Source organism: Lutibacter oceani (assembly GCF_003384935.1).
Classification (GTDB): Bacteria; Bacteroidota; Bacteroidia; order Flavobacteriales; family Flavobacteriaceae; genus Lutibacter; species Lutibacter oceani.
The window spans coordinates 12,274-32,465 of record NZ_QTTQ01000009.1; the positions used below are offsets into that span (position 1 = coordinate 12,274).

A 20,192-nucleotide genomic window follows, 5' to 3' on the forward strand; every position below is an offset into this window, starting at 1 on the left:
TTCAATTTATATTTATTGGTAATGTAAATGTTACTCTAGCTCCTTGTGGCTTTATATTTTCGGCCCAAATTTTACCATTATGACTTTTTATAATTTGTTTACTAATAGCCAAACCGAGACCACTACCTACTGGTTTTAAAATAGTTTGATTTTTAGCTTGATAAAATTTATTAAATATTGATTTTAAATCATCTTCTTCAATTCCCCTACCGTTATCTTCAACTAAGACCTCCAATTTATCATTACTTATTACATTAAAAATGTACACTTTACCATTGTTTTTATTAGAAAATTTTATTGCGTTTGATAATAAATTAATTATTACTTGTTGAATTCTATCGGCATCATATACAGCTTTTATATCTTGAACTCCTTCAGAATTTATATATACTTGGTTATTAAGTGCCAACTGCCTAACTGCATCAACAGATTTTTGAATGGTATTTTTTATAGAATTTTCAACCAGTTCTAATTTTTCTTTTCCTGTTGAAAGTTTTTCTAGGTCTAAAATGTTATTTATTAATCTACTTACGCGTTCACTCTCACTTACAATACTATTCAAAAATTTCCTTTTTGTTTCATTTTCAATATCATCATTATCTAACAAAATTTCTGATAACGCTCTAATTGAAGTAATTGGTGTTTTTAATTCATGAGCAACCGTATCTAAAAAATCATCTTTTTGTTTATCACGCTCCTGTAATTCTTTGTTAGATTCTTTTGCTTTTTGCGTTTCATCTAAAATATTTAAAACCTCAGGTAAACTAATTTCTACTTCTTTAATTACTGAAGAAATTAAAATTCTAGAAGAAGCACTACCAATACTTCCTGTTAATAGTTTTTCTGAAAAATTAACTAAACGCGCATCGGCAAATTGTGTTTTCTTGTCAATATCATACTTCATAAAGAATAAATTTAACGCTCGTTCTGTTCTTTTTTCACCTAAAAATCGAGTTAAAACTTTTCTTATATCCTTAACATAAGCTTCGCCTTTCCAAACATATGCATTTTCATGTAATGATGCATATTTACTATTATCAACAAACATTTCGGCAAAATTTCGTTCTCGATAATTCCCTACAATATTTACAGAAATTAGTATGTAAACAATAATATTAAAAAACATACTCCAGAAAAAAGCATGAGGAACTGGTTCAAAAATTTGTAAACCTAAAAGCTCGTATGGTTTTAATAAATTAATACCAAACAAACCTTCATTAATAAAAGAGGTTGAAAATAATTGTGAATCAATAGTAAATGGAATAATTAAAGTATAAACGGTAACTAAAAACCCAATAATTATTCCGTAAATTGCTCCTTTTGAAGAACCTCTTCTCCAAAATAAACCACCAAAAAAAGAAGGTGCTAATTGCGCAATAATAACAAAAGATATTAAACCAATTGAAACTAAAGATCGGTCTAATGTAAAACTTCTATAGAAAAAATATGCAACAATAATTAGTATAAATATTGCCAACCTTCTAATGGTTTTAATAGACTCTGTATTTTCATCAGACTCACCTTTACTAAATTTCCCTAAAAACCCATAAGGAATAATTAAATTATTACTCAGCATTGTTGATAAAGCTAGTGTAGAAATTACTACCATTGATATTGCAGCAGAAAACCCTCCTAAAAAAACTAAAAGTGCTAAAAACTCATGTCCATTTTGTAATGGTAACATTAACGTAAATAAATCAGCATCTACCTGATCATTTTGAAAAATAATATTACCTCCCCAGGCAATAAATATTACAAAAATGTTGAATAATAATAGATATAATGGAAATAGCCAAGTAACCTTTTTTAAATATTTTTCACGCTCATTTTCTACCACCGTAACTTGAAATTGCCTTGGTAAAAGCATAATGGCAATCATTGATAATAAGCTTAAGAAAAACCAATTAAAGCCGCCTTCAACTCCATCAATTTTTTGTTGAATATCAAAATTTGGTAATATGGATGCTTTCACATAAATATCAGTTGGTCCGTTAAACAAATAAAAAGTAACATAAATACCAATAATTAAAAAGAATATTAATTTAATAACAGATTCTAATGCAATTGCAGTAATAATTCCTTTATGTTTTTCTGATGCATCAGTATGTTGAGTGCCAAAAAAAGCAGCAAATAAAGCTAATAATATTGCTATGTAAAAAGTGGTATCATTAATAATTGAATTTGAAACTATATTATGATTTGTAATTACATTAAATGTTTCAGAAATAGCCTTTAATTGTAAAGAGATATAAGGCACAATTGCTAGTACGCATACAAATGTAACCAATGCTCCTAAAAACCTATTATTTCCATACCGTAATGAAATAAAATCAGCTAATGAAGATATTTTATTACCCTTTGAAATTCTAATAATCTTTCTCATTAAAAGAATCCAAGTAGGAATAATAATAATGGGACCTAAATAAATGGTTAAAAATTTTAAACCTGAGGTAGCAGCTAACCCAACACTTCCGTAATATGTCCAAGCCGTACAATAAACAGCCAAAGACAAAGTGTAAACATATGGATTATTAACCCAATTACTTTTAGAATTTTTCTCAGCCCAATAAGCAACATAAAAAATTACAGCGAGGTAAACTATTATTACCATTATTACTAAAAAACTACTCATAATATTTTTTTAGAATTACATATGAAATAATAATACTACCTAACCAAACAAAAAATATATAAAAGTACATAATAGGAAAACCAAGTATTGTTTTACTACTATTAAAAAGTAATATTAAAGGAATATTAAATAAACACAGTAATATTATAGAAAGTACAATTAATTTTTGTTGATGTCTTTTTTTCACGATTTATAAATTAGTTCTAAATATAATAAAAACAGCACTATTAAAAGTGCTGTTTTTTAGACTAACTATTTTCTAATGAGCACTTGCTTCGCCTGCTCCTGACGGAATTCTTATATGTTCAACTATTTCTTGTACCTCTTGTGGTGGTGCAGGTGTAAGTCTTGACACAACCAAAGAAATAATAAAGTTTACAACCATTGCAACGGTACCAAAACCTTCTGGAGAAATTCCAAACCACCAGTTTTCAGCAGTATCTACTTCAGGATCACCTATCCAATGTAATTTATATTTTGCCATATAAAAGAACATAAGAGTTAAACCTACAATCATTCCCGAGATAGCACCTTCTTTGTTCATTCGTTTATCAAAAATTCCTAATAAAATTGCTGGAAAGAATGATGCTGCCGCTAAACCAAAAGCCAATGCAACAACAGCAGCTACAAATCCCGGCGGATTAATACCGAAGTATCCCGCTATTAAAACAGCTACAAATGCACTTAAACGCGCAGCTATTAATTCTCCTTTTTCAGAAATATCTGGCTTAATTATTTTCTTAAATAAGTCATGAGATATTGATGAAGCAATTACCAACAATAAACCTGCTGCAGTTGATAACGCAGCTGCTAAACCACCTGCACCAACTAATGCAATTACCCAATTTGGTAACTGAGCAATTTCAGGATTTGCTAACACCATAATATCACGGTCAATAGTTAATTCATTTGCTGCTTTATCCGCAACATATTGTACTACTCCATCTCCATTTTTATCATCAAACTTTAATAAACCCGTTTTTTCCCAATTTCCAAACCATTCTGGTAATTCTGCATATTCTGCATTACTTACTGTTTCAATTAGTTTTGTTCTCGCAAAAACTGCTACCGCAGGTACAGTTGTATATAGGATTGCAATAAATAACAATGCCCAACCTGCTGATACACGTGCATCTTTTACTTTAGGTACAGTAAAAAAACGTACAATAACGTGTGGTAAACCAGCTGTTCCAACCATTAAAGCAACAGTAATTGCAAAAACATCAATCATAGATTTACTACCAGAAGTATATTCGTGAAATCCTAACTGTTGTTGTAAACCATCTAACTTATCTAACAAGTATACACCGTCTTCACCTGATCCTCCAAAACCTAATTGCGGAATTGGATTTCCTGTCATTTGAAATGATATAAAAATTGCAGGTACCATAAACGCAAAAATTAATACACAATACTGTGCTACTTGCGTATAGGTAATCCCTTTCATTCCACCTAAAACAGCGTAAAATAAAACTATTGCCATTCCAATATAAACACCTGTGTTAATATCTACTTCAAGGTAACGAGAAAACACAATTCCAACTCCACGCATTTGTCCGGCAACATAAGTAAACGAAACAATTAAAGCTGCAATAACTGCAACCACACGTGCAGTATTTGAATAATATCTATCTCCAATAAAATCTGGCACTGTAAATTTTCCAAATTTTCTTAAATAAGGTGCTAATAAAAGTGCCAAAAGCACATAACCACCAGTCCACCCCATAAGGTAAACAGATCCATCATATCCTGTAAAAGATACAATACCTGCTAATGAAATAAATGATGCTGCCGACATCCAGTCTGCAGCTGTAGCCATTCCATTCATAATTGGAGGAACTCCTCCACCAGCTACATAAAATTCTTTTGAAGATCCTGCTCTAGCCCAAATTGCAATTCCTATATACAATGCAAATGTAATTCCAACAAGTATCCATGTCCATGTTAATATTCCCATGATTTAATTATTTTTTTTAAGATTAATTATTCGTCCACTCCATATTTTTTATCTAATTTATTCATCAATTTTACATAGACGAATATTAAGATAACAAACACATACATTGAACCTTGTTGCGCAAACCAAAAGCCAAGTTTAAAACCAGCTAGTTTTATTTCATTTAATTGGTCTACTAATAAAATTCCAAAAACGTAGGAAACAATAAACCATATAGATAGCAAAATTGCTAGATACTTAAGATTTTCTTTCCAATATGCTTTCATTTTTTCTTTTGACATAATTATTAGTTTTAGTTGTTTAAAAATAAATCATACCTTGTAAGGTAATTGTTCCTGTTTTGGAAGGACCTGTCTTTTTATTTAGGTATTCCAATGTTACTTTTGAATTATGACCACTCATATAAACATTAGTTCCAATACCAAAAACATTTAGATTATCAGCCAATGCATCATAACTATTACTTCCATAAGAAACATAAGGTTGAAATCTAGTTTTTGTTTTATCACCTGCAAAAACATAACCTAAATGGGTGTACAACATACTTCCTGTTCCATAAGCACTGTATTTATAATTTTTGCCATAATCATTTGATTGATATGTAGCATAGGCTGTTATTGCGCTACCATCATCTGCTAATGGTGCATCATAAAAAACATCAACAGCAAAAATAGAAACATCTTCACCTATTAAATTACCAGAAAGATCAGCTATTACAGATCCGCTTGGATGCAAAAAGAATCCAGCTCCAATGTTGAATACTTTTTTAGTTCCTAAATAAGTCCCTACTTTAAATGGTAAAAAATTTGATTCTTCATCTAAAAGATTATATTCAAAATAAGCAGCATAAGCTTTACCTGCGTCTTTTGATCCAATTAACCTTTTTCCACCATAAACTGCATCTCCACCGTTTGTAGGTGTTCGCGTATCCAATCCATTTGTAATTGCATCATTAATTGCAACTCTATACTGTAATCTACCAAATTTACCTTTGGCAAAAACCCCAAGATGACGTGCAAACTGATCAGACAAACCTATGGTTGACCATGATTGCCTATTATTATCTAATGTCATCATATTTAATGTACTCTGATTATTCAATCTTGAAATACCATTAAAATAATGCAACCCTCCACCAACTGCATGACTATCACCTAAACTCCATTGTCCCCATACATCATGCATAAATAGTTGAGCTCCTTCATCTTTTCCTACAGGCGACATAGTGCCGCTATTTAAACTATTTAAACCAAAATGAGTTAGAATTAGAAATTTTTTGTTAATCTGAGAAAACATTAAAACCCTTGCTCTTCTTAAATTAAAGTTTAAATTACTTGCATCCGATGCAACATTATCATTATATGTTGCTTGAACTTGCGCCCATGAAATTACTCTAAAATACTTACTTCCATCTTCATTTATTTTTACTTTTAATCCACCACCATAATCTGGTGAACCTTGAGAGAACAAAAATTGAGAAGAAAATAAAGTAATACTAAAGAGTAGTAAAGTTACTTTTTTCATAAATTATAAATTTGGTTAGTTAATTATTTGTTGTCAAAAAATTAATTTTTTGACCATTACAATATGAAAAGAAATCTCTTTGAAATAAAAATCAATATATATATTTGCTAATTAGTATAGTTATTCTTTAAAACGCTCCCACCTAATCAACATAAATTTATCTCCCAACTCTGTAACAATAACACCTGCACCAATTAAATTTTTATTTTCAGAAAAATACTTAGCCAATTCTTGTGCGTTTAATATTTTATAAGTTGAATGATATTCAAAACTATAGGGGCGTTTAATATTATACTTTTTAACCCAATTTATAATACTTACATGAGAAATTCCTAAAATTCTTTCAATTTCTCTATAACTCAATCCTTCCAAATATAATTGCAGTGCTTTATTAACATAATATGAATCTATTTGCTTTCCAATTTTATTTACTGTAAAGTAATAACCACATTTTTTACACTTATAACGTTGCCTTTCTTTAACAATTCCACTTTTAACATATTGATTTGAAGAGCAGTTTGGACAAAATTGAATATTCATATATATTATTTTTGCATAAATATACTAATTTAGCATTATTTATAAAATTAAAAACTAACTATTTAAGAAATATTAAGGTAATTTACAGAAGTAATACTAGTTTGAGTAATTATATTAATAACATTTAATTATTAATATGATAAAATTAAACCTTGTATTTTAATGATTTTATTTTTTTCAACAATTAATTTAATCCATTATCATAAATACAACGTTTTCGCAAATAGCTTTACATTTTCACTATAATTTTAGTTATTTTTGTGATTATTTTTTAAACTAAACTCAATATGATTAAACAAGGTCTTTACCTTCCAGAATTTGAAAGAGACAATTGCGGCGCAGGATTCATTTGTAATCTAAAAGGCCAAAAATCCAATAAAATAATTCACGATGCTTTAGAAATTCTAATAAAGCTAGAACACAGAGGTGCGGTAAGTTCCGATGGTAAAACAGGTGATGGAGCTGGAATATTAATTGACATTCCACATGAGTTTTTTGTTAAAAACACTTCTTTTGATTTACCTGATGCAAGAGAATATGCTGTCGGAATGACGTTTTTACCCCAAAGTGACAACCAACTTAACTATTGCAAAAAAGTTTTAGAGGCTGAAGTAGAAAAACAAGGCTTAGAAGTTTTAGGATGGAGAAAAGTACCCGTTAACAAAGCTCATCTTGGCTATGTAGCTTCAAAAATTGAACCAGCAATTGAACAAATTTTTATTGGTAAAAATGGTAACAAATTAACCGAATATCAATTTAATGCTAAACTTTTTGCTGCCCGAAAAATTTCTGAACACACCATAGTAAATTCAAAATTATCAGATAGAGATAAATTTTATTTTCCAAGTTTATCTGCAACAACAATTATTTACAAAGGATTGTTAATGCCAGAAGATATAAGAAATTATTATACAGACCTTTCAAATCCTGATGTAGTAACTCGTTTAGCCTTAGTTCATCAACGTTTCTCCACAAACACATTCCCGTCATGGGATTTGGCACAACCTTTTAAATATATGTGTCACAATGGTGAAATAAATACTTTACGTGGAAATGTAAACCGCATGAAAGCGCGTGAAGAGTTAATGGCTAGTGATATTTTTGGTGATGATATTAAAAAATTATTCCCAATAATACTTGAAGGAAAATCAGATTCAGCATCAATGGATATGGTTGTTGAAATGTTGCTAATGACTGGTCGCTCTTTACCTGAAGTAATGATGATGATGGTTCCTGAAGCTTGGGAAAAAGATGGAACAATGAGCGATGAAAAAAAGGCTTTTTATGAATACAATGCTTGTATTATGGAGCCATGGGATGGACCTGCATCAGTACCATTTACTGATGGTAACTATATTGGTGCATTGTTAGACAGAAATGGGTTAAGACCCTCAAGATATACTGTTACAAAAAACGGAAATGTTGTCATGTCCTCAGAAACAGGAGTGTTAGATATTAAACCAGAAAATGTTGTAAGTCATGGTCGTTTAGAACCTGGAAAAATGTTTTTGGTTGATATGAATGCCGGAAGAATTATTAATGATGAGGAAATTAAAAAAGAAGTTGTCTCTAAAAGACCTTACCGAAAATGGTTAAATAAAAACTTACTAGGTTTAAAGGAGGTTCCTTATACAGGGAATACCTGTCCTATTGAGGAAACGAGTCTTATAAACAGACAAAAGATTTTTGGTTATACTACTGAAGAAATTAATAATATTATTAGCCCAATGGCAACTTCTGGTAAAGAAGGAATCGGTTCTATGGGTAATGATACTCCTTTAGCAGTTTTATCAGATCAACCACAGTTATTATATAACTATTTTAAACAATTATTTGCACAGGTTACAAACCCTCCTTTAGATGGTATTAGAGAAGAAGTTGTAACTGATTTTAGTTTACCAATAGGTGGAGATGTAAATATTTTTGATATTTCCGAAAAACAATGTCAAAAATTGAAAATTCAAAATCCTGTAATTTCGAATGAAGATTTAGATAAAATTAGAGAAGTTGATCATCCAGATTTTAAAGCTGTATCTGTTGATGCTTTATATGATATTACAAAAGGATTAAACGGTATTGAAGCTGCTTTAAAAGCAATGGTTAAAGAAGTTTCTAAAGCAGTTACAGAAGGATGTAATATTGTTATTTTATCAGACAGACATGTAAATAAAACTTATGCTCCAATACCAATGTTATTGGCTTGTTCATACATTAACACACAACTTAGCAAATTAAAACAACGCTCACAATTTGGAATTGTAATAGAATCTGCTGAACCACGTGAACCACACCATTTTGCATGTTTATTTGGATATGGAGCAAGTGCTATTAATCCTTATATGATTAATGAAATCATTCAGGATCAAGTTAGACAAGATGTAATTAAAGATATTTCTGAAGAAAAAGCCATTGAAAACTTCAACAAGGCAATAGCAAAAGGAGTATTAAAGATTATGAATAAAATTGGAATCTCTACACTACTTTCATACAGAGCTTCTCAAATTTTTGAAATTTTAGGTTTAAAAAGCGAATTTACTGATGAATATTTTCCAAATACACCTTCTAGAATTGAAGGTATTGGATTATATGAAATTGAAAAAGAAATTTTCTTACGCCATAGAAGTGCATTCCCAAGAACTAAAATCGCTGGAAGTCAAAGTTTAAAAATTGGTGGAGATTATAGATGGAGAAGAAATGCTGAAAGACACATGTTTAACCCAACAACTGTTGCTAAATTACAACAAGCGGTTAGATCAAATAGTTATGAAACTTATGGCGTTTACGCAAAAACAGTAAACGAACAAAGTAAAAGTTTAATGACACTTAGAGGAATGTTAGAGTTTAATAACTTTGATCCTATTCCTCTTGAAGAAGTAGAACCTTGGACAGAAATTGTAAAACGTTTCAAAACAGGTGCTATGTCATATGGGTCAATTAGTGCAGAAGCACATGAAAACTTGGCTATTGCAATGAACAGAATTGGTGGAAAAAGTAATTCTGGTGAAGGTGGAGAAGATAAAAGACGTTTTAGAAAAGATTTAAATGGAGATAGCCGAAATAGTGCTATAAAACAAGTTGCATCTGGTAGATTTGGAGTTTCAACTAATTACTTAACTAATGCACAGGAAATACAAATTAAAATGGCTCAAGGTGCTAAACCTGGTGAAGGAGGACAATTGCCAGGAGAAAAAGTATTGCCTTGGATTGCTGAGACTCGAAATTCAACTCCTTATGTAGGGTTAATTTCACCTCCTCCACACCATGATATTTATTCAATTGAAGATTTAGCCCAACTTATTTACGATTTAAAAAATGCAAATAGAGAAGCTAGAATTAATGTAAAATTAGTTTCAAAAGTTGGAGTTGGAACCATCGCCGCCGGAGTTGCTAAAGCGAAGGCTGATGTAATTTTGGTTTCTGGTTATGATGGTGGTACGGGAGCTTCTCCTTTAACATCATTAAAACATTGTGGATTACCTTGGGAACTTGGTATTGCTGAAGCACAGCAAACTTTGGTTTTAAACGGCTTAAGAAGTAGAGTTGTTTTAGAATGCGACGGACAATTAAAAACCGGACGTGATGTTGCCATAGCAGCATTGTTAGGTGCTGAAGAATTTGGTTTTGCAACTGCACCTTTAGTAGCTTCCGGTTGTGTTATGATGCGTGCTTGCCACTTAAACACTTGTCCGGTTGGTATTGCAACACAAGACCCTGAATTACGTAAGAACTTTAAAGGAACACCTGAACACGTAATTAATTTTATGTATTTCATTGCAAAAGAATTACGTGAAATAATGGCTCAATTAGGCTTTAGAACTATAAATGAAATGGTTGGTCAATCTCAAAAGCTTAATACTAATAAAGCCATTGAACATTATAAAGCTAAAGGATTAGATTTATCTTCAATATTACATAAACCAGAGACTCAAAAACCTTTATATAATACTGAAACTCAAGACCACGGTTTAGATGAAGTTTTAGATTTTGAAATAATTCGTTGGGCACATCCTGCAATTTATAGAAAGGAAAAAATGGAATATGAATTTCCTATAAAAAACACAGACAGAAGTGTTGGTGCAATTTTAAGTAACGAACTTTCCAAAATTTATGGAGACATTGGTTTACCTGAAGACACTTTAAAGTTAAAGTTTAAAGGTTCTGCCGGCCAAAGTTTTGGAGCATTTGCTACCAAAGGTTTAACAATGCAAGTTAATGGAAATACAAATGATTATTTAGGTAAAGGTTTATCTGGAGCAAAATTAATTATTAAAACTCCAGAAGAAGCAACTTTTGCTTCAGAAGATAATATTATTGTTGGTAATGTTTCATTATATGGAGCTATAAATGGAGAAGCTTATATAAATGGAATAGCTGGTGAACGTTTTTGTGTTAGAAACTCTGGAGCAACTGCTGTTGTTGAAGGTGTTGGAGATCACGGATGTGAATATATGACTGGTGGAAAAGTAGTGGTTTTAGGAAAAACCGGAAGAAACTTTGCAGCTGGTATGAGTGGCGGAATTGCATATGTATATGATGAGCATAAAAAATTCCAAAATGGCCTTTGTAATATGGAAATGATTGAGTTTGAAACTATTTCAAAAGATGATGAAAATGAGTTGAAACAACTTATTAAAAATCATTTTAAATATACAAATAGTGAATTGGCTTATAAAATGTTAGACAATTGGGAACAACATCTTAAAAACTTTGTAAAAGTAATGCCTACAGATTATAAAAAAGCATTGATTAGATTGGAAAATGAAAAATTAATTAACGAAGAAACTACTGCTTAATTATGGGAAAAGTTACTGGATTTAAAGAATTTGAAAGACAAGATGAAGCAAACGTTTCAGTTAAAAAAAGAGTTCAAAACTATAAAGAATTTACAATTCCATTAAAAACTGAGGACATTGAAAAGCAAGGTTCTCGCTGTATGGATTGTGGAATTCCTTTTTGCCATAGTGGTTGTCCTTTAGGAAATTTAATTCCTGATTTTAATGATATGGTGCATAAAGGTGAATGGAAAAAAGCATTAGAAATTTTACATTCAACAAATAATTTCCCTGAATTTACTGGAAGGTTATGCCCTGCTCCTTGTGAACAATCTTGTGTTTTAGGTATTATTAATCCGCCTATCTCAATAGAACAATTAGAAAAATCTATTATTGAAAAAGGGTTTTCTGAAGGATGGATTACAGCAATACCACCTGAAAAAAGAACAGGTAAAAAAATTGCGGTAGTCGGCTCCGGACCTGCAGGTTTAGCAACAGCACAGCAATTAAATAGAGCTGGTCATTCTGTTACCGTTTTTGAACGTGATGACGCTATTGGTGGACTATTACGTTACGGTATTCCTAATTTTAAATTAGAAAAAGAAATAATAGATAGAAGAATTGCTATTTTAGAAGAAGAAGGTATAGAATTTAAAACCAATGTAAATGTTGGTGTTAATTATGCTGTTGAAGAATTAAACAATTTTGATGCGTTAGTTTTATGTGGTGGAGCTACTCAACGTAGAACATTACCTATAAAAGGTGCAGATAGTAAAGGGGTTGTACAAGCAATGGATTTTTTAACCCAGCAAACAAAAGTGGTTTTTGGTCAGGAAGTTAAAAACCAAGTTTTGGCTACAGATAAAAATGTAATTGTAATTGGAGGTGGAGATACTGGTTCTGATTGTATTGGTACTTCAAATCGTCATGGTGCAAAATCGGTAACTAATTTTGAGATTATGCCAAAACCACCTAAGGACAGAAGTGAATCTACACCTTGGCCTTATTGGCCTTTAAAACTGAAAACATCATCTTCACATGAAGAAGGATGTAACAGAAACTGGCTAATTTCAACAAAGGAATTTGTAACCGATGCAAAAGGTAATTTAACAGCCCTAAAAACTGTTGAAGTAGAATGGATTTATAAACAAGGTGAAAGACCAACGTTAAATGAAATTCCTGGTACTGAAAAAACTTGGCCTTGTGAATTGGTTTTATTAGCTCTTGGTTTTACCGGACCTGAAAGTACACTCAGTGAAAAATTAGGAATTGAAACTGACTTTAGAAGCAATTATAAAGCTTCTGCAACTGAATATCAAACAAATGTTCCACACATTTTTACAGCTGGAGATATGCGCAGAGGACAAAGTTTAATAGTTTGGGCAATTTCTGAAGGACGAGAAGCTGCAAGAAAAGTAGATGAGTACTTAATGGGTTATAGTAATTTACCAACAAAAGGTGAAGGAGATTTACCTCCAATGTAGTTTATACTATTAACATAAATTATTCTCAATAAATGAGAAATTATTAAAACCATCTTTAGTTACTAAAGATAGTTTTTCTTTTTGTAAATTTAATGTTTCAATTTTGAAATAATTATATTATGAAACGAGCATGTTAAAAATTTTATCAAATTATAAAATGACAGATAGCGAACAGTATGTGACCGTTTTAAAACAAATAATTTTAGACACATGAAAAGCAGAAAATTATTAATGATACCAGGCCCTATTGAATTTGAACCTGAAGTACTTCAAGCAATGGGAGCAGCAACTACGAGCCATGTTGCTCCTAATTTTATTAACTCCTTTGGAAATAGTTTAGAATTAATGCGAAAAGTGTGGCAAAGTAAAAATGGCCAGCCCTTTATTATTGCAGGTTCCGGAACTTTGGCAATGGATATGGCTGCAGCCAATTTAATTGAGCCAAATGATAATATATTAGTGATTTCAACTGGTTATTTTGGAGAACGATATGCAAATATTTGTAAACGCTATGGTGCAAATGTTACTATTTTAACAACTGATGTTGGAGGTGTAGTATCCTTAGAAACTATTGAAAAAGAACTTTCCAAGGTAAATTATAAGCTTTTAACTTTAACTCATGTTGACACTTCAACGGGAGTTTTAGTTAACCCTGAACCAATTGCCAAACTTGCTCAAAAATATAACACCTTGTCTATTTTGGATGGAGTTTGTTCCGTTGCAGGAGAAGAAATAAAACAAGATGAATGGGGAATAGATGTAGTTTTAACAGCTTCTCAAAAAGCAATTGGAGTCCCTCCTGGATTAGCATTATTAATTGCATCAAAAAAAGCAATTGAAATTTTTAAAAACAGAAAAACACCTGTACAAAATTACTATGCAGACTTTACTAATTGGCTACCAATTATGCAAGCCTATGAAAATAGAACCCCTTCATATTTTGGTACACCACCAGTAAATTTAATAGCAGCTTTAGAAGTAAGTTTGCAACAAATTATTTCAGAAGGAATGGAAAATAGATTTATGCGTCACAAAAAAATTGCAACTGCATTTCGTGAAGCAATGTTAACCTTAGGCATGGAATTATTACCTATCAGTAAAAATTACGCTGCAAATACACTTACTGCAGTATATTACCCTAAAAGAATAGATGCCAATGCTTTCCTAAAACACATTGGAAATAATAATGTTATTGTAGCTGGCGGTTTATTACCATCACATAAAACCCAATATTTTAGAGTAGGACATATGGGCTGCGTTAATAATAATGATCTTATTGCAACTATCGTAGCTATTGAAGCTAGCCTAATTGCTTGTAAATATAAATTTGAAATAGGGGCTGGAATTAAAACGGCTTTAAATATTTTAAACACTTAATTAAATAGTATTTAGTTGATTAATGCTACATAAAAAATGCATAACAAATATGCCTTTAATGACTTTAATCATTATTTTTTTAATGAAACACTTTTAAATTAGTTGCCACATTATAAAAAATAAATAAAATGAAAAATATTTTTTTAGCAATAGCAATCTGTTTATTAATAATCTCTTGTAAAACAGAAAACAAAAAAGTTGAGAATAACACTAAAAAAAATGAAGTTGAAATTGTTGAAACTCCACTTTTAACATTAGGTGAATTTGATACAAAAGCTGGCGAATTTGTTGGTAAAGAAATACAAGTTAAAGGTATAGTTGACCACGTTTGTAAACACGGAGGCAAAAAAATATTATTAGTAACCGATGAAGGAGATGCACATGTTTTTTCAGAAGAAAGGTTTGATGAAGCGTTAATGGGAAGTGAAATTAAAGTAACAGGTATTGTTTTAGAAGAAAGAATAGATGAAGCTTACTGCTTAAAAATGGAAGAAGATAATATTAAAAGTCATTCTGAAGGGGTTTCAAATCAAGAACAATTCGAAAATAAAAAGAAACACATACAACAGTTAAGAGATCAAATGAAGGAAAAAGGAGTTGATTATATTTCAAATTATTCCTTACAATATGTTTCATTGGAAAATATAGATGCAGAGTAAAATAAAATATGAAACAATTGCGAAAATGGAGTAGAATTCTCCATAGAGACATTGGTTTCTTTTTTATAGGAACAACCTTAATTTATGCTATATCTGGAATTGCTTTAAATCATATGGCCGATTGGAATCCCAATTATTCCGTTGAAATAAATCAATTTACAACTTCATTAAATTTAGAAAAAGGTACTACTTCAAAAGAAAACGTATTAAATTTATTAGATAAAATTGATAACAGAAATAATTATAAAAGTCATTATTATCCAGACAATAGAAATATTAAAATTTTCCTAAAAGGTGGTTCTTCAGTAGTTGTAAATATTCATAATGGAAACGGAATAGCTGAATACTTAAAAAAAAGGCCCCTAATATTTGAAACCAACTACTTACATTATAATCCCAATAGAATTTGGACGTGGTTTTCAGATATCTTTGCAGGTGCATTAATATTGTTTGTTGTTACTTCTTTCTTTATTACAAAAGGGAAAAAAGGGATTATTGGTCGTGGCGGAATTTATATGTTATTGGGAATAATAATTCCAATATTGTTTTTGATATTTTATATGTAGACAATAATAAAAAATCAAGTTAAAAAGTATATTTTACTTCAACCTGAACTCGATCCAGGTTCTCATATACATTGCAAATTAATATGATCAGATTCTGAAATAAATTCAGAATGAGCATTTTTGCAGCTTTATCGTACTATTTTATTATTTGTTTAATAACATAAAATCCGTTAAAACCATTGCAGCTAATGCCTCTACAATTGGCACTGCTCTTGGAACCACACAAGGATCATGACGACCTTTTCCGTGCATTTCAACAATATTACCATCTTTATCAATAGTTTCTTGGGCTTGCATAATAGTTGCAACAGGTTTAAAAGCAACACGAAAATAAATATCCATTCCGTTGCTTATGCCACCTTGAATTCCTCCAGAAAGATTTGTTTTAGTTGTTCCATCAGCATTAAAAATATCGTTATGCTCACTACCTTTCATTTTAGCACCACAAAATCCGCTTCCATATTCAAACCCTTTTACCGCATTTATTGAAAGCATTGCTTTCCCTAATTGGGCGTGTAATTTATCAAAAATAGGTTCTCCCAATCCAATTGGCACATTTTGAATAACACAAGTTACAGTTCCTCCAATAGTATCTCCTTGTTTTCTAATAGCATCAATTTTTTTAATCATTTTTTCTGCTACTTCGCTATCTGGGCAACGAACAATATTGCTTTCAGTTTTAGAAAAATCCAAATCCTGATATGGTTTTTCTAAAAACAAATCTCCTACAGAAGATGTATATGCATTTATTTTTATTGACGGTATTGCCTGCTTAGCAATGGCTCCTCCAACTACCCAATTGGCAGTTTCTCTTGCTGAAGTTCTACCTCCACCTCTGTAATCTCTGTTTCCATACTTTTTATCATATGTATAATCAGCATGAGAAGGACGGAAAGAATCTTTTATATGTGAATAATCATTTGAACGTTGATGAACATTTTCAATAATAAACCCAATTGAAGCACCTGTTGTTTTACCTTCAAAAATTCCAGACAGAAATTTTACCTCATCTGGTTCTTTACGTTGAGTTACAATTTTAGACTGACCAGGTTTTCTTCTATCCATATCCTTTTGAATAGCATCAAAATCTAGCTCAATTCCTGCAGGACAGCCATCAATTACACCTCCAATTGCCGGACCGTGAGACTCTCCAAAGGTTGTTATTGTAAATATTTTTCCGAATGAATTAGACATATCAATAAATTAAGTCACAAATGTAAAAAAAAGAATCCTATTGATGGTTGATTTGTTCTTTGAAATAAATTTAAAAAAACCAGAGTTTTATTGCCATAATAACAATTACAACTATTAAAAACCTACGAACTAAACCGTCTCCTTTTTTAACAGACCATCTGCTGGCCAACCAACCTCCCAAAGCATTTCCAATTGCTAATGTTAAACCAATTCTCCAACTAATTTTATCATTATATGCAAAAACTAAAACTGCTGAAAATGTATAAATTAAAACAACTGTTACTTTAACTGCGTTACTTTTAACCAACGATAAATTATTTACTGAAGACAATATTAACAACATAATAAAACCAACCCCAGCTTGTATAAATCCTCCATAAATACCAACAAAAAAGAATAGAATAATACTTATCCATAATTTTTTACCTTCAATTTTCTCTATTGCATTTAATTGTTTTCTTTTTGATTGTAATATCATATAAACAACAATTACGACCATTATTACGGCTAAAATTTTATTAAATGTTTCGCCTTTTATGTCAACAGCAATTTGGGCTCCTATAATTGAACCAATCAATGCTGAAATTCCTAAATAAATGCTAAATGGAAATGTAATGATTCCTTTACTTTTAAATCCGGCAGTTGTAAATATATTTTGAAAAAGAATTGCTATTCTATTTGTTCCATTGGCAATATTTGGAGGTAATCCTAAAAAAATAAGTATTGGAAGTGTTAAAAGTGAACCTCCACCAGCAAGTGTATTTATAGCTCCTGCTATAAAACCAACACCAATTAAAACAATAATTTCTACTATAGGGTTCATTATTTTTTTTGAAATACAAATGTACTTTAAAAATTAGTAAAAAAAAGTTGAAAAAAGTTTGAGCATAACAAAAAAGGGTTTTATATTTGCCCTCGCTAAAGGAGAAATGGCAGAGTGGTCGAATGCGGCAGTCTTGAAAACTGTTGAGGGTCACACCTCCGGGGGTTCGAATCCCTCTTTCTCCGCAAAAAGCCTTGTAATCTATTGATTTACAAGGCTTTATTTTTTAGAGCAACTTATAGATAAACTAGCTATAATTTAAATACTGTTTATCGGCACTTTATAAGCAATTAGGTTTACTATTATACTAAATAATTTTTGTGAATTCATGTCCTCATTATACTATTACACCCATACACATCTATATAGGGAAGGGGTTAATTTTAGTAAATCAAATTTTCACAAAGTTTAAACGGTATAATTATTAATGATCTGTTTTTCGGTTTAACTCAAATAATATTCCCTTGATTGAAGCTATCGTTATTACCAAAAAAACAACTCCAATAACACAAAGGATTATAACTATTGTTAACCCTTTTAGATGTTCTGAATATGGAATATTTGGATTTCTTCCTTCAACGAGATGTGCTATGCCAAATAATAACGTGAATGAACTAATAATAGCTGAAATGATAGTTATAATTATATTGACTAAAATTGGTGCTTTTAATGTTGGAAAATTCATAATTTCCTTAATTAAAGTTGATAAAGAGATATTTATAAATACTAACTATTCAATTGATAGTTATAACGTTGGGCGTCTTGAGGAGATTGAATATTAAATTTATGACATTTTTTAATCAAAAAAAAACAATTTGTGATTTTTTCAGTGAAGATAATTTCGACAAGTAAATTATTGTAAACAAATATTTAGACACCGCAAACAAGCCCGTCATCTTTTATAGCTGTAAAATGGATAGAAGCTATAATTTGGTGAACTATTCTAAAGTAAGAATGGGATTTTTGAACCTAAATAGGCTTGTGATTGTTTTTTTGGAGCTGTTTTTTGTTATAAAAAATTAAACATTGAAATTTTCAGCAACAATTTTCTTTATTTTTTTGTTAAGGGATTTCATAGCATTATAGCTGGTGTGTTCTAAAACGATAACTACCAAATCATCTTCCAGGTATTGTGTAAGTCCTGTGCTAAAACCATTCCATTTACCATAATGATATATATTTTTTTGTCCCTTAGTATTAATACGAAAACCAAAACCATATGGAAATTTTCTTCCATAAACAGTTTCTCCCTCTGAATGCATAAGTTCTAACGATTCTTTAGAAAGTAGTTTCCCATTATTTAGCCCAAGAGTCCACTTAAACAAATCCTCAATGGTAGCATATACATTTTTATCTCCAACAACAGCGTCATTTACTGTATTGTTAATTTTTAAATGTCTCCATCCTCTATATAATCTATACCCATCTAATTGATTTTTTTTAACACTATCATTTTCAAAACTGTATACATAGGTATTTTTCATCTGTAGTGGTTCAAAAAAATTTCTTTTTAAAAAAGTACCAAAACTGGTACTCGTAACTTTTTCAACAATAGAAGCCAGCACAAAATAACCTGTGTTGGAATAATCAAAATTACGTCCTGGTTTAAAATACCGCTGCACATTACTTGATTCTAGCAGTTCCATCATTTCGCTATTTGAAGGTGCTTTTTCTTGTTGCCATTTATGCTCGGCAATCCAAAAATATTTTGGCAATCCAGCTGTATGATTTAGAAGATTTTTAATAGTCACATTTTCATAAGGAAAGTTTGGAAAATAAGTGTTTACTGTATCTGTAAGCTGAATTTGATTTCTTTCATTCAATAACATAATGGCTGCTGCAGTGAATTGTTTACTTACTGAAGCTAATTGAAACATAGATACTTCATTAAGTGGCTCCTTCTTTTTAAAATCTGCGTAACCTATTTGATTGTTATAAATGATTTTTCCATTTTTAGCTACCAGTATGGCCCCATGAAAATCATGTCTTTTATTAATACGTTTTAATAGTGAATCCAATTTATGGCGCACCTCTTTTGTTGCCTCTTCAGGATATTTTTCTATTAAAATTGCAGGTTCTTCTTTAGGCGAAACAGTAATAGGTGTTGCTGTTAAAACAACTTCATTTTTTGAGGCTTCTAACTTACCGCTGAGAAAAAAACCACTCAAAACAACTATGAGGGTTATGGCTATTATTTTAATATTTTTTTTCAAATGGGGTTTTAAAAATTCAGGAGCAAATTAACATTCATTTCTGTATTTTCAAAACGCTAATCTTAATTTTATGTTAGTTTTAGGATTTAAGAGGGGCTATTTTACATTTTCCAAATAAAAAACTTCAGCGTTATAATGAAGTTTCTTTTAAATATTTTAGCGAAAAACATTGAATTATGAATCTAAATATATTCCTAAGTCACCAACAAATCAGTAATCCCATGTAATAAAATGTGGAGAAAAAATCAGTTTAGTTTTTCGTTAATATTGATGAATATCAATTATTCAGATTATTAAAAATAATATTCATAATAAAGGTATTTAAATCTGCCTATTTTACTGCTTTTAATGGTTAATCTAATATAAATTATCCAAATTGAGGGAAATCATTTATATCTCCTATATCAAATATTAATTTAGAGGTATAAAAAGTTTAACTTAAAAATTAAAA

General features: G+C 30.6%; 14 protein-coding genes and 1 tRNA gene. 7 read left to right on the forward strand and 8 right to left on the reverse strand.

The window, feature by feature from the left end:
- Position 1: 1 nt before the first annotated feature.
- From BX611_RS00115 to BX611_RS00140, 5 genes are all read right to left on the reverse strand, one after another.
- Positions 2 to 2,632 (reverse strand): sensor histidine kinase, encoded by a 2,631-nt coding sequence (locus tag BX611_RS00115; protein ID WP_115877470.1) that lies wholly within the window; start codon positions 2,630 to 2,632, stop codon positions 2 to 4.
- A 259-nt stretch (positions 2,633 to 2,891) separates the two neighbouring features.
- Positions 2,892 to 4,589: a sodium:solute symporter family protein gene (locus BX611_RS00125; protein WP_115877472.1), complete on the reverse strand. Its 1,698-nt coding sequence runs from the start codon at positions 4,587 to 4,589 to the stop codon at positions 2,892 to 2,894.
- A gap of 26 nt (positions 4,590 to 4,615) precedes the next feature.
- Entirely contained in the window at positions 4,616 to 4,870 is a 255-nt protein-coding gene (locus BX611_RS00130) for a DUF4212 domain-containing protein (protein ID WP_115877473.1), read from the reverse strand.
- Positions 4,871 to 4,889: 19 nt separating this feature from the next.
- A complete protein-coding gene (locus tag BX611_RS00135; protein ID WP_115877474.1) occupies positions 4,890 to 6,113 on the reverse strand; it encodes a hypothetical protein in 1,224 nt (407 codons plus the stop codon).
- Positions 6,114 to 6,233: 120 nt separating this feature from the next.
- Positions 6,234 to 6,653, reverse strand: coding sequence for an IS1/IS1595 family N-terminal zinc-binding domain-containing protein (locus tag BX611_RS00140; RefSeq protein WP_115877475.1), 420 nt, complete (start codon positions 6,651 to 6,653; stop codon positions 6,234 to 6,236).
- A gap of 287 nt (positions 6,654 to 6,940) precedes the next feature.
- Between BX611_RS00140 and gltB the strand changes: the two genes are divergently transcribed.
- The 5 genes from gltB to BX611_RS00165 all read left to right on the forward strand — a co-directional run bounded on the left by gltB (position 6,941) and on the right by BX611_RS00165 (position 15,511).
- Positions 6,941 to 11,446 carry a glutamate synthase large subunit gene (gene gltB, locus BX611_RS00145; protein ID WP_115877476.1) on the forward strand — a complete coding sequence of 1,502 codons (4,506 nt, stop codon included), beginning with the start codon at positions 6,941 to 6,943 and terminating at the stop codon, positions 11,444 to 11,446.
- A gap of 2 nt (positions 11,447 to 11,448) precedes the next feature.
- Positions 11,449 to 12,909: a glutamate synthase subunit beta gene (locus BX611_RS00150; protein WP_115877477.1), complete on the forward strand. Its 1,461-nt coding sequence runs from the start codon at positions 11,449 to 11,451 to the stop codon at positions 12,907 to 12,909.
- A 210-nt stretch (positions 12,910 to 13,119) separates the two neighbouring features.
- Complete coding sequence (locus BX611_RS00155; protein ID WP_115877478.1) at positions 13,120 to 14,286, forward strand: pyridoxal-phosphate-dependent aminotransferase family protein; 1,167 nt, start codon at positions 13,120 to 13,122, stop codon at positions 14,284 to 14,286.
- A 128-nt stretch (positions 14,287 to 14,414) separates the two neighbouring features.
- Positions 14,415 to 14,945 (forward strand): hypothetical protein, encoded by a 531-nt coding sequence (locus BX611_RS00160; RefSeq protein WP_115877479.1) that lies wholly within the window; start codon positions 14,415 to 14,417, stop codon positions 14,943 to 14,945.
- Positions 14,946 to 14,953: 8 nt separating this feature from the next.
- Positions 14,954 to 15,511: a PepSY-associated TM helix domain-containing protein gene (locus BX611_RS00165; protein WP_115877480.1), complete on the forward strand. Its 558-nt coding sequence runs from the start codon at positions 14,954 to 14,956 to the stop codon at positions 15,509 to 15,511.
- A 144-nt stretch (positions 15,512 to 15,655) separates the two neighbouring features.
- Here the strand turns inward: BX611_RS00165 and aroC are convergent, their stop codons facing one another.
- Both aroC and BX611_RS00175 read right to left on the reverse strand, forming a co-directional pair.
- A complete protein-coding gene (gene aroC, locus BX611_RS00170; RefSeq protein ID WP_115877481.1) occupies positions 15,656 to 16,705 on the reverse strand; it encodes a chorismate synthase in 1,050 nt (349 codons plus the stop codon).
- 70 nt (positions 16,706 to 16,775) lie between these two features.
- Positions 16,776 to 17,528: a sulfite exporter TauE/SafE family protein gene (locus tag BX611_RS00175; protein ID WP_115877482.1), complete on the reverse strand. Its 753-nt coding sequence runs from the start codon at positions 17,526 to 17,528 to the stop codon at positions 16,776 to 16,778.
- 100 nt (positions 17,529 to 17,628) lie between these two features.
- Between BX611_RS00175 and BX611_RS00180 the strand changes: the two genes are divergently transcribed.
- Together BX611_RS00180 and BX611_RS00185 are read left to right on the forward strand one after the other, a co-directional pair.
- A tRNA-Ser gene (locus BX611_RS00180) sits at positions 17,629 to 17,713 on the forward strand.
- 279 nt (positions 17,714 to 17,992) lie between these two features.
- Positions 17,993 to 18,310, forward strand: coding sequence for a hypothetical protein (locus tag BX611_RS00185; RefSeq protein ID WP_115877483.1), 318 nt, complete (start codon positions 17,993 to 17,995; stop codon positions 18,308 to 18,310).
- A 237-nt stretch (positions 18,311 to 18,547) separates the two neighbouring features.
- Here BX611_RS00185 and BX611_RS00190 read toward each other — a convergent pair whose 3' ends face one another.
- Positions 18,548 to 19,741: a serine hydrolase domain-containing protein gene (locus BX611_RS00190; RefSeq protein ID WP_115877484.1), complete on the reverse strand. Its 1,194-nt coding sequence runs from the start codon at positions 19,739 to 19,741 to the stop codon at positions 18,548 to 18,550.
- Between the last annotated feature and the right edge of the window lie 451 nt (positions 19,742 to 20,192).